General features: G+C 33.6%; 11 protein-coding genes, 1 rRNA gene, 1 pseudogene and 1 other annotated feature. Of the genes and pseudogenes, 2 read left to right on the forward strand and 11 right to left on the reverse strand.

All coding sequences use genetic code 11. The features are described from left to right. The 7 genes from BN1075_RS09475 to BN1075_RS21565 all read right to left on the reverse strand — a co-directional run. Positions 1-1,129, reverse strand: a 23S ribosomal RNA gene (locus BN1075_RS09475); the annotation flags it as partial. Positions 1,130-1,351: 222 nt separating this feature from the next. Further along, positions 1,352-2,151: a sequence feature (16S ribosomal RNA rRNA prediction is too short), on the reverse strand. 561 nt (positions 2,152-2,712) lie between these two features. Further along, the gene (locus BN1075_RS21560; RefSeq protein ID WP_156132783.1) at positions 2,713-2,862 is read right to left on the reverse strand and encodes a hypothetical protein; all 150 of its coding nucleotides are present in this window, start codon (positions 2,860-2,862) and stop codon (positions 2,713-2,715) included. Positions 2,863-2,882: 20 nt separating this feature from the next. Then, positions 2,883-3,962, reverse strand: coding sequence for an MBL fold metallo-hydrolase (locus BN1075_RS09480; RefSeq protein ID WP_040193504.1), 1,080 nt, complete (start codon positions 3,960-3,962; stop codon positions 2,883-2,885). A gap of 202 nt (positions 3,963-4,164) precedes the next feature. Continuing rightward, the gene (locus tag BN1075_RS09485) at positions 4,165-4,356 is read right to left on the reverse strand and encodes a YwbE family protein (RefSeq protein ID WP_040192929.1); all 192 of its coding nucleotides are present in this window, start codon (positions 4,354-4,356) and stop codon (positions 4,165-4,167) included. Between the two features lie 138 nt (positions 4,357-4,494). Then, the gene (locus tag BN1075_RS09490) at positions 4,495-5,145 is read right to left on the reverse strand and encodes an HNH endonuclease (protein WP_040192930.1); all 651 of its coding nucleotides are present in this window, start codon (positions 5,143-5,145) and stop codon (positions 4,495-4,497) included. Positions 5,146-5,462: 317 nt separating this feature from the next. Further along, complete coding sequence (locus tag BN1075_RS22345; protein ID WP_268871538.1) at positions 5,463-5,591, reverse strand: hypothetical protein; 129 nt, start codon at positions 5,589-5,591, stop codon at positions 5,463-5,465. Positions 5,592-5,657: 66 nt separating this feature from the next. Beyond that, positions 5,658-5,825: a hypothetical protein gene (locus BN1075_RS21565; protein WP_156132785.1), complete on the reverse strand. Its 168-nt coding sequence runs from the start codon at positions 5,823-5,825 to the stop codon at positions 5,658-5,660. Between the two features lie 813 nt (positions 5,826-6,638). Here BN1075_RS21565 and BN1075_RS09495 point away from each other — a divergent pair. Continuing rightward, the gene (locus BN1075_RS09495) at positions 6,639-8,072 is read left to right on the forward strand and encodes an NAD(P)/FAD-dependent oxidoreductase (RefSeq protein ID WP_040192931.1); all 1,434 of its coding nucleotides are present in this window, start codon (positions 6,639-6,641) and stop codon (positions 8,070-8,072) included. 6 nt (positions 8,073-8,078) lie between these two features. Beyond that, positions 8,079-8,975 carry an NAD(P)/FAD-dependent oxidoreductase gene (locus BN1075_RS09500; protein WP_040192932.1) on the forward strand — a complete coding sequence of 299 codons (897 nt, stop codon included), beginning with the start codon at positions 8,079-8,081 and terminating at the stop codon, positions 8,973-8,975. 1,151 nt (positions 8,976-10,126) lie between these two features. Here BN1075_RS09500 and BN1075_RS09505 read toward each other — a convergent pair. The 4 genes and pseudogenes from BN1075_RS09505 to BN1075_RS09515 all read right to left on the reverse strand — a co-directional run bounded on the left by BN1075_RS09505 (position 10,127) and on the right by BN1075_RS09515 (position 12,362). Next, a complete protein-coding gene (locus BN1075_RS09505; protein ID WP_040192933.1) occupies positions 10,127-10,444 on the reverse strand; it encodes a hypothetical protein in 318 nt (105 codons plus the stop codon). A 122-nt stretch (positions 10,445-10,566) separates the two neighbouring features. After that, positions 10,567-10,908: a hypothetical protein gene (locus BN1075_RS09510; protein ID WP_040192935.1), complete on the reverse strand. Its 342-nt coding sequence runs from the start codon at positions 10,906-10,908 to the stop codon at positions 10,567-10,569. A 753-nt stretch (positions 10,909-11,661) separates the two neighbouring features. Beyond that, positions 11,662-11,793: a hypothetical protein gene (locus BN1075_RS22350; RefSeq protein WP_268871539.1), complete on the reverse strand. Its 132-nt coding sequence runs from the start codon at positions 11,791-11,793 to the stop codon at positions 11,662-11,664. A 228-nt stretch (positions 11,794-12,021) separates the two neighbouring features. Further along, positions 12,022-12,362 (reverse strand): annotated as a pseudogene (locus tag BN1075_RS09515) (DUF6673 family protein). Between the last annotated feature and the right edge of the window lie 78 nt (positions 12,363-12,440).

The raw sequence follows: 12,440 nt of genomic DNA on the forward strand, positions 1-12,440 counted from the left end.
ACTCTTTAAATGAGTGGCTGCTTCTAAGCCAACATCCTAGTTGTCTTAGAAATCCCACATCCTTTACCACTTAACTTACACTTTGGGACCTTAGCTGATGGTCTGGGCTGTTTCCCTTTTGACTACGGATCTTATCATTCGCAGTCTGACTGCCGGAATAAAAGTATATGGCATTCGGAGTTTGATAAGGTTCAGTAAGCGCTATGCCCCCTAGCCTATTCAGTGCTCTACCTCCATTACTCAATTAACCGACGCTAGCCCTAAAGCTATTTCGAGGAGAACCAGCTATCTCCGAGTTCGATTGGAATTTCTCCGCTATCCACAGCTCATCCCATGGTTTTTCAACACCAACGTGGTTCGGACCTCCACGACATTTTACTGTCGCTTCATCCTGGCCATGGATAGGTCACCCGGTTTCGGGTCTACGACATGCAACTATGCGCCCTATTCAGACTCGGTTTCCCTTCGGCTCCGTACCTTAAGTACTTAACCTCGCTACATATCGTAACTCGTTGGCTCGTTCTACAAAAAGCACGTCGTCACACATATAAAGTGCTTCGACCGGTTGTAGGCACACGGTTTCAGGTTCTATTTCACTCCCCTTCCGGGGTTCTTTTCACCTTTCCCTCACGGTACTTCTTCACTATCGGTCACTAGGTAGTATTTAGCCTTGGGAGGTGGTCCTCCCTGCTTCCCACAAGGTTTCACGTGTCTCGTGGTACTCTGGATCAAAACTCGATGACCTCCATTTTCGCCTACGGGCCTATTACCCTCTGCGGAGCAGCTTTCCAGCTGTCTTCGGCTAATTCCTGTCATCTTTTATGTTTTGTCCGCAACCCCTAAGTCAAAGACTTAGGTTTGGGCTCTTTCCCTTTCGCTCGCCGCTACTCAGGAAATCGATTTTTCTTTCTCTTCCTCCGGGTACTTAGATGTTTCAGTTCCCCGGGTTTACCTCCGCATACCTATTTATTCAGTATACGGTACATAGTGTTGACTATGTAGGTTTCCCCATTCGGAAATCTCTGGATCACTGGCTATTTGCGCCTACCCAAAGCTTATCGCAGCTTATCACGTCCTTCATCGGCTCCTAGTGCCAAGGCATTCACCATGCGCCCTTTGTAGCTTGACCTATCTTGCTAATCTTGAGCGATCAAGATTAGACTTCAATAATTCTACAAAGAATTCATTAAAATTCTTGACGAAATTGTTTCTTTAAATTAATTTAAAGGTTTAACAATATATATCACTGTGTAATTTTCAAAGAACATTTTGAGAGTTAGTCTCTCAAAATTAAACAGAGTAATAAGTACCAGTAGTGTCATAAGGGATTAACCTTATGTCGACTCCCTAGAAAGGAGGTGATCCAGCCGCAGGTTCTCCTACGGCTACCTTGTTACGACTTCACCCCAATCACTAATCCCACCTTCGGCCGCTGGCTCCTTGCGGTTACCTCACGGACTTCGGGTGTTACCAGCTCTCATGGTGTGACGGGCGGTGTGTACAAGGCCCGGGAACGTATTCACCGCGACATGCTGATTCGCGATTACTAGCAACTCCGGCTTCATGCAGTCGAGTTTCAGACTGCAATCCGAACTGGGATGAATTTTATAGTTTGGCTCCACCTCGCGGTATTGCATCTATTTGTATTCACCATTGTAGCACGTGTGTAGCCCTAGACATAAGGGGCATGATGATTTGACGTCATCCCCACCTTCCTCCACGTTAACCGTGGCAGTCTCACTAGAGTGCTCAACTTAATGGTAGCAACTAATGATAAGGGTTGCGCTCGTTGCGGGACTTAACCCAACATCTCACGACACGAGCTGACGACAACCATGCACCACCTGTCTTCCTGCCCCGAAGGGCTTCCNGCATCGTCGCCTTGGTGAGCCGTTACCTCACCAACTAGCTAATGCGCCGCGGGTCCATCTTGTAGCGGATTGCTCCTTTGATCTTTCTACCATGCGATAAAAAGATGTTATGCGGTATTAATCTTCCTTTCGGAAGGCTATCCCCCTCTACAAGGCAGGTTACCCACGTGTTACTCACCCGTCCGCCGCTAATCCGTTCCGAAGAACTTCATCGCTCGACTTGCATGTGTTAGGCACGCCGCCAGCGTTCGTCCTGAGCCAGGATCAAACTCTCAATTTAAAAAGTTTGAGCTGCGCTCTAATTGTTTCGCTGACTTGTTAAAGTCATTTGTTGATAGATTATCTCTATCGAAATTAACTGGTTTTACCTTTATTTCTCTGTTTAATTTTCAAAGACCAATTCTTGTTTTACTTCATCACTCGTTAGTGACGACTTTTACTATTCTACTAGATAATTTCTTATCTGTCAACATTTTTCAAGAAGTTTTTTCTTTCTTTCGAAGAGTTAACTACTTAATTTTTGTTGTTGCTTTGCCGCGTCTCTCAGCGACATGGATTATCTTATCATGAATTTAACCTCAAAAACCTCTATATAAATTAGTTTGCACAGATTATATTCATATTCCTGCAAATATCTTTAAATTCCTCATGTTTTTATATACTGATACACTAGGACAAGTATTAAAAATCATATTTTACAACTATTTTGTTATATCGAATTTTTAGAACAATCTAAGCTACATATTATAACCTTCAACCACTTCAGTGTCTAACCCCTTAATTAAGCTACTAGAATTTATAATTTATCTCATACCTTTGAATGAAATTGAAATGTGTTGCCTTATCTATTTCGTTTCTTATAATTTATTCCAAATATAATATTTGCACACCCTAAAATAGTCCATATACTACTCTTGTCCCTTACTGCAACAATTAAAAATAATATAGCTGCTATAAAATATAAAGTACTAGTCTTTTTAATAAAATCCATAAATAACATCTCCTTAAACCCTATTCAAAATCTCTCCACCAACATTTTTGAAACTCTTGATACTTATCCAATGCCATTGTTTCTCCCATTCTAGGTGTAACTACTTCCATATTGTTTTTTTCTCCCCAGGTTACAAATCTCTCTGGTGGATCATCCCATCCATGTCTTGATAATGCAAATGCTCCCCAGTGAATTGGCATACTTATCCGTGCTCCCATAATTTTAGCGGCCATAGCAGCCTCCTCTGGGAACATATGACTATCATGCCAAGCAGAATTATACTGTGCACTATCCATCATAACAAAATCAAAGTCTCCATACCTGTCATGTATATCTTTAAAATGTCCACCAAAACCGGTATCCCCACTTTCATATATCTGATGATACTCATCCTTTAAAACCCAAGAAGCATAAAGGGTATTCCCCCTGTCTGATAACTGTCTATTGGAATAATGCTTTGCAGGAGTACATCCAATAGTTAATCCATTGAATTCAAATTCTTCCCACCAAGCCATACTTTGAATTTTTCCTTTCTCAACATTAAATCGTTGCAAATGATTCTCCAAACCTAGTGGCACAATATATTTTCTCACCTTACTGTCAAGCTTCTTAATTGTATACATATCCAAATGATCATAATGGTCATGAGAAATAATAAGTAACTCAATTTCTGGAATCTCCTCAATTGTTATCGGCATCTCACTAAAGCGTTTTGGCCCAGCAAAGTTAACTGGAAATGTACGCTTGCTGAATAATGGATCAATCATAATATTCATACCATGGATCTGTATCAATAATGTAGAATGTCCAAGCCATGTTACATTTAACTCATCAACAGATGGGGTATTCATAAAAGTTGGCTTCATCACTGGTAATGCATCCTTAGGAGTTCTTTCCTTATTTGAAATACTATTTTCGCCAGCCTCAATCTTTAATTTATATTGCTCTGGATATATAAACTTTTTATCTATATAATTAGTCCCTCTTTCCGAATATTCCTTATTAGCCTCCTTTGAGGCACTCCCCCCAAATACGGGACTTACCTTTATAAATATTATTAATACTACTATAGTAACAAATAAAGTTTTCAATGCCCACATAATAACCATCACCATCCTTCATTTATTCTCATTTAAAATGACCATACCCTGCCGTAAAATCTACGTCAAGGTATGGTTTACTTTTTATATCCTTTATTAATTATAGTTCCAAGAACTTTTCTTTGCTAATTAGCTCTTAAGACCACATTAGCATACCCCGAAAAATAGACTTTTCCCTTATTCATCACAATTATACTAATTTTTATTTTACTTCTTTCACCCTGCCAACAATGCCACCTTCAAGCATGACTTTTATGCCATGATGATGCTCTGGTGAATTTGTAAGAATTCTTTGCACTACACCCTCTGTCAGATTTCCAGTGCGTTGATCCTGCTTTTGAACCACTAAAACTGTTGCTCCTATTTTAATATTACTTCTTCTTGTTCCGTCCATTTCAATTTCCTCTATTTCTTCCTTTACTGTTTATATCATTGTACACTACAGTAATGTAATTAGCACAAGTTTCCACTGTACCCTCTGTCCAACTGATTGTTGTAGTATCCTCTAATAATAACTCCTGCTATTGTGCATCTAATCTAAATCTATAGAATTTAGCTCAAGATTATTTCTTCTATTATCTAAAGGATTAAGATTTATATGATGAACTCTTTGCATATCATCTGGCTTTAAAAGCAGCTTATCAAGATAGATTCTTCCTTCAGGGGTATTAGCTACCACCATGGTTTTATCTCTATGTTTGTAAGTAGTCCATACGAAGCCCTCAGCTAAAACCTGCTCTTTATCCTCTGGAGAGATTAGTGCCTTAGCATTTACATTACCGTATTTATCTCTTAATAAAATAGCAATTGTGCTTTCATCCACCTGCTCGATTTCATTCTTCTCATTTCTATCATAAATTCTTAAATTGGCTTTTCTATTATCTAATGTATCCCCATTAATATGCTTTACTGGAGTAGTTGCTGACACTCCCATAATTATGGTTTGAATTCCTTGCTTTAAAGGCTTAGCCTTTTTATTAACCTTTGATGAGCTTATATTTTGAACTAGGTAGCTGTTAAAATCCTTATTCCACTCTGCAAACCAGGTTCCAACACTTTTAACCTTTTCCAAATCTTCTGTATCAATTTGAGTCTTCAGTGGAGTCCCATTTTTCTTGTATATAGTTACCAGGGTAGCCTCGCCCTTTATTTCAAAAATATTTTCTGTGTTTTTATTATTCATAAATTGTACCTCTTTCTTTACCTATAACTTAAAGCCTATACCTTTTAATAATTATATCCATATTTTGCATATAAAATCCTTTTACAAAATCTATAAAGCCAATAATTCACTCCACACTTTTTAAATTATGCATTAACACTACTATACACTAAAGGATGACAGTATTGAAGCATTAACTAAAGAAGTAAACGGAAAGCTTTCATATTTAAAAATACAAAGAACAGCTCTCCACACTTATAATAAAGTGAAGGCCGTTCTTATTTTTACCCTTCTTATATTTATTAGTATATACTTTACCTTCTCTTATTAAAATCATTTTATTCTAGTGGTGACCCACAATACTCACACTCTTCTTCATTTTTAGTTGATTTGTTTTGAGCTCCACAGTACTTATAAACCACAACCTTTGATTGAGTTGTATCTTCCTTACTTTCCTCATTATCCATTAAAAATTTATTTTTAGGTAAAATAATTTCATTTGTACTATCATTTATATAAGCTCCTACAAAGCCTCACACATCCTTGATGTTATCCTGTATTTCCTTTGGAAGAGCTTTATACTCCTCTACAGTCTCTCCTGTTCTTATGATTTTGCTAAATATACTCTCCAGCTTCTCCCATGAAACATCTATATTCTTCCACACTCTTACTTTTCTTGAACTTCCCTTTGCTATTATCATCTAAACCCTCCTGAAAAATTGAATCTAAGAATAAATAGTCAAAAGCTGTCCAAGATTGTGCCAAGCCAAATAAACTTTTTTACTTAATTCTGCCGATTCTCCACCCGTTCATATTTCATTAACAACTTTTTCTCATTCAAGGAACAAAGAACAGAACAAAACGCAATTTTCTTACTCTAGTACATTAAATTTTAAATCATTGATTTTTTCAAAAAATCTATCTTTTATTTTCTTGTACACCAATATTACACTTCAATTTTTGTTCTTTGTTCCTTTAACGCTGAAACTACTTGAAATCACTAACTTCATTTAAGGAACAAAACAGGGAACAGACAAAAAAATTCTGTTCCTTTTTCATGTTCTGTTCCTCCTTAAAAACAGAGCTCACTTTACCCGAGTAAATCGATTTAAAATTAAAGGAACAGACTGCTGAAATAAGAGGAACAGATTTTTCATAAGTTATGTTGCTTTTCTTACTTAGCTTTTATGAGATAAGGTTAAATGTTAATTTTAAATGAATATAAACTTTTCGCCATTTTCATGATAATAAACCCGTTTCCCATCTGAATGATAGTAAAGAATATCTTATTACGCTTTTCTTTTTGTAAACACTTCTTCATCCTCACAAATCATTCATAACTATTTACCTATGACTATAATCAAAAACACTAATTTTACTTATATTAAGTGTAGATTTATAATTACTTATAGATAAAGATTATAGCTTTAATAAAGAAGTTAATTAAGATAAATAATAGTAAATTTTAATGGAGTAAATCAAACAATTACTGCTTCATTTAGGAGGGGGATCTTATGAATAAAGATGTTGTTATAATTGGTGCTGGAATAGTTGGATGCGCTATTGCGAGAGAATTATCTAAATATGATTTAAAAGTCGCAGTTGTTGAAAAGGATACTGATGTTGCAAATGGTATTTCAAAGGCTAATAGCGGAATAATTCATGCTGGCTATAATGAGAAGAAAGGCACCTTAAAGGCTGAGCTTAATATTAAAGGAAATAAAATGTACGATACTTTATCTAAGGAGTTAGATTTTAAATTTAATAGAAATGGAGCCCTTGTATTAGCCTTTAATGATGAAGATATGTGTACCTTAGAAAATTTAAAATCCAAGGGCCAAGGTTTGGGTGTTGAAGGTTTAGAAATCCTCTCTAAGGAAGAAGTGAGCAAGATTGAACCAAATATATCTGATACTATTGTTGGTGCCTTACATGCAAAGACTTCTGGTATTGTTAGTCCCTATGAAGTGACTATTGCCCTTGCAGAAAATGCTTGTACAAATGGGGTTGAGTTTATCTTTGATGCTGAAGTTGTAAATATAGATAAGATGGACTCTGGATATGAGCTATCCTTTAAGGATGGAAGCTCTATAACCAGCACCATGGTTATAAATGCTACTGGTATAAATAGTGATGAAATTAACAATATGATAGGTGAAAATAAATATACCTTAAAGCCTGTTAAAGGTGAGTATATCTTACTAGATAAAATAGCTGGAAAGCTAATAAGTAAGACTATTTTTCAGGTTCCAAGCAAAATATCAAAGGGTGTTTTGGTGACTCCAACTGCTGATGGCAACCTATTAATTGGACCCACAGCTAAAGGAGTAGATAGCAAAGGTGCTTTAGAAAGCACAAAAGATAGTTTAAATTATATACTAGAAAAATCAAATAAAAGTGTTAAAACCCTTCCTGTTGGCAGAGTATTAACAACCTTTGCAGGGCTAAGACCACATTTAGAATATGGTGATTTTATAATTGAAGCTACCGGTGATAATGAAAACTTCATCTCCCTGGTTGGTATTGAATCACCAGGTTTAACCGCAGCCCCTGCAATAGCTGTTCATGTAAAAGATATGGTTTCAAGAAGGTTGCCTTTGAAGGAGAAGTCTGATTTTAATCCTTATAGAAAAGGAATGATAAAATTCAGTGACCTATCCCTTGAAGAGAAAAATGCTCTAATTGCAAAGAACCCTGCTTATGGACGCATGGTATGCAAATGCGAATTAATAACTGAAGGTGAAATAGTTGATTCTATTAATAGAACTTTAGGTGCCAGAACTGTTGATGCTGTGAAGAGAAGAACTAGAGCTACCATGGGTGGTTGCCAAGGTGTTGGATGTCTGTTACCTATAAGCAAAATAATTAGTAGAGAGCTTGGTATTGATATCACTGAAGTTGTTAAAAATTCTAAGGTTTCCCCTGTTGTAGGGTTTAAGGAGGTTTAGTTTGTTATGAGTAGTTACGATTTAATAATCATTGGTGGCGGTGCAGCTGGGATGCTATGTGCCATTGAAGGAAAGAAAAAAGGTATAGAGAATATTCTTGTTATAGAAAAAAATCCTTCTTTAGGTGGAGCTTTAACTCTTGGAAACTATAATATAAGCACTACAAAAAATATAACTGGTAAAGAATACTTAAAGGATTTACTAGATAAATACTCTAAATTAAATATTGATACCTATTTTAATACAATGGTAATTAATATAAATAATGATGGAAAAGTTGTTTGCTTAAGCCCCGATAGAGGAATGGAAGAGTTATCCGGAAAAAATATAATACTAACTAATGGAGCTAAAGAAAAAGGTAAAAATGCCTTAGATGTCTCTGGAGATAGATGTGCTGGGGTTATGACTGTGTTAAATGCTAAAAACATTTTAAATCTTGAGGGTGTTGTACCTGGAAAAGACATAATCATCTACGGTACCGAGAATTTGCACATGATTATGAAGGACCTAGAAGCTCATGACCTTAATATTAAAGGAATAGTTTGCGAAAGGCCTAGGTCGGAATCTACTAAAATCACTAACAATATATATGAAAAATCTCATATCACAAGTATTTCCGGAGTAGATAGAGTTAAGTCCATTAAAATATCCAATGGGGTTAATGAAAAAGAAATCACCTGTGACACTGTAATTTTAGCTCTTGGAATGTTATCCGATGGGTTAGTAGCCTTTAGAAGTAACATTACCTTAAACCCTGAAACTACAGGACCTAAAGTAGATAACAACTTTGAAACCTCAAGAAAAAATATATTTGCTTGCGGTAACGGAATTTATATTCATGATTCTATAGAAGAAATTGAAGATGAGGCAAATAAGCTAATACATTATATAATAACAGGTTAAGTATAAATAAAATCCCAGTGGCAAGCTTTAAATTGTCACTAGGATTTTTGCAAGGACTTAACTATGGTGAATTATTACACCTTCTATAGTTATAGTATTTTTCAAATTTAAAATACTTCTGCGTATTAATATGCCACAAAAAAACTTCCTCCAATTTATCCTTGGAGGAAGTCAAAACACACTTAATTTTTCAATTGTAAATCCCGCAAACCCTTATTAGAAAAATACATATTCATGAGGTAACATGTTAAATATAATTACTCCTTATAGTAATTTATTGTGTTTTTAATATAATTCTTATTTATAAAAGTTATAACCATGTTGTGTGAACTGGTGGCAAATTGACAACACTGCCATCATACTTAAATAGCCTAGATTTCCTAGGCTTTCTTTTATAATAATCACACACCATATGTATAACTAACCATAAAATATCTATACTTTAAGTATAAAAATATCCAAAACCCATTATTATAAAATCTAACATAAAGAGCTATAGCTTTGTGCTTAGCTCTTTTTATTTGTCAAAAATCAAACTTTTATCTTAAATTAATATTCTTAAATTAATATTATATTAATAATTATTAAAATTTTATTACTTTTAAAAATTATTATTGAATTTTGATTTAAAAAAATTAAAATTACATAAAAAGTAACAAAATTACTTTTTATAGGAGTTTTATAGCATGGATCATCTCAAAATATTCAATACCATAATTATTATATCCATTTTCTTCTTTTGTTTTTTAACAAAATTTATATTTTAATCTATGAAGTGCAAAATTTATGTTGTTTATTTTATATACATTTATATGCCTTTTCTTTTTCATAGCAATTATATATCTGCCCTTCATATGTATATTCTAATAAGCCTTAAATTTCTATGAATTAATGTTTATATTTGAAGAGTTATTTATAGAATTTAGATAATGTAAAATATAAAATTTCTCCTTTTTATATTTTCCAAAATTATTAATATCACGTAAATCATTTCTCTTCCATAAAATTAAAGCGTGATATGTAATCCCTACTATGCGTTATCTATTCTACTCTTCATTTATTTATACTATGAGCCTGGATCATCCCTCCTAGGCTCATAGTTTCGCATAAAAATAAAGGCTAGCAAGATTTCTCACACTAACCTTAAAAAATTACTTTTTAACTATTTTCACTTCGACTGCTGTTATTGGCGTACCGTCTCCTAATCCAGCATATCCGTCAGGTCCATCTATATAAGTATTGCCGTTTTCAACCCATAGTAGCCATATTCCTCCACACATTACTCTGTAACGTATTTTGTATCCTAGTTGGTCAAATCTTATTGGAATTTTACCAAATGGTACATTAGGAAGTCCTTCTTCATTATAATTATTGTAAGCAAATTTATAGTTTTGAACTTCTGGATAATACCTTACCTTATTTATATGTGATACTCTAAAATGGACCTGACCTTTGCTTGGATATGCCATAAATAAAGTGCATGGATTCCTCTAATCTCTAAATCTCTATTTAGTTCTCATTTTCTTTGAATTGTGTACTAAAAATACTGCAGATTCATTTCAAATAATACAATATTTTTGCAATTTAATCTCTAATTTATTTTAGTAAAATCTAATTCTACTTCTCCATCTGTTATTAATATAATAGTATTCTTGTTTGTTATTGTACCAGCGTTACACTTTCTATTACAGTTTATATTTTTATAAACTATATTAGCATTTTCATCCAATACAATAATTGCTGAATCACTATTTTTATTAGCAAATTTGTATTGCAAATTATATTTACCTTTATAATTTTTGTCCAAATTATAAATCCCTTCCTTATAAACTTTATTAATAGGTTCAATAGGAGTATTTGCATATACATTATTTGTAGTAAAAATAATAACAGCTATTATTAATGCTGCTATATAGATTGCTTTCTTTCTCATGTCTTTCACCTCATAAATATTATTTACTACATTTAATATTTAAATACGGTATTATTAACTTTTTACAATTTTTATATGTCATAGTTATTCCTCCTGTAATCCAATCTCTAATCTTATTAATCTAAAATCCATACATAACATTGCCTCTGATTGCTGTAATACTTCCTCTTTTAATAAATCCATATCTGATGGAGTTTGTGGCTCTATATTAAATTTAGGGATGTACTCCTCAATATAATCAAATAATCTGCTACTTGTTGCTTCTTTCTTAACTCTAAACTATTTCCCCTCATTAGTTAATTTAAAATAATTTTTGTATTCATCTGTAGAAATTGATATTTCACTAGTAGGTATATCATGTACTGCATCTAAATAAGAAACCAAACTCATTACCTATAATCTCTAAATAATATTTCATCCACTCACCCTAAAACCCTATTGCTAAAACTCTTAAATTTAAATCATGCTCACGTTCAATTTTAACGTCTAAGAAATATCTTTAACTCCATAGATTACGTGGACTAAAATTCTCAACTGGTGTTGTATATGCTTTGTATTGACATGAGTTTACTGGTTCTATAATTGGAATTGTCATCATTACTGCCGTAGGAAATTTAATTAGATAACTAACGTAATACTCCCTACCATATATACTGCACTAGGCGTAAAATAAGCATGTCCTATTTGAATTATCAATCCAGTTTTTGAGTCTTTATACCATTTATTTAATAAATCAGCTGTTGTTAAATTTTTTTAAATATCTGCTATTTCAACTTCAGCTATTTTTCCATTAGCCATCATCACTTGTGCTGCTTTCGTTTTAAAATGAATTTCATCAAATCCACTTCCATTATCAACTTGATATATAGCATTTTTCACTGCCATTTCCTCATCTCCTTTATGGTTAAATTAATTTTATCCAAACATCCCCTTGCTTTGAGTCAATTGGTTGAGTAGCACTTACTGTTTGCTTTAATGCATTTTGAGTAAATCCTGAATCATTTGTAAGCTAGCTCAATTTCGTTGAAATGTTTTCTTTTAAAGCTACATCTTTGTTATAATATTCTTCCTCTATATCTACACTAGTTGGAACTATATCTATTAAAATATTTATTACTTTTTACGTCCTTGCGCTTTATTAGGTGAATACTTATTAAGCATTTTCTCTATTTCACCATTAGAACTATTCACCTGTGTCATAAGTTCTTCAAAAGCTTTTAAGCAAGTCATTAAATTAACCTTGTCTCCAAAAATTTTCTTATCTGTGCCTTCACCAATAAGTCATTAAAAATTTTAAATATAGTATTACACTGTAGCATAATACTTTCAACTATTGTTAAACCTTTTACTCTTTCGCCCATATCATCAACACCTTTAAGTGCTGGCTGATACTTTTCAGCTACCTTAAGGTCAAGTATATCTAAGCTTTCTAATTCCACTCCATTAATTTTCATCCTTCATTCCTTCATTCCTTCTTTTATGCTTTAGAAGTTACTGTAGCAATTCCAACCTTTTTTGCTTTATTGCTAGCA

The sequence above is a fragment of the Clostridium culturomicium genome (assembly GCF_000821305.1).
GTDB classification, from domain to species: domain Bacteria; phylum Bacillota; class Clostridia; order Clostridiales; family Clostridiaceae; genus Clostridium_J; species Clostridium_J culturomicium.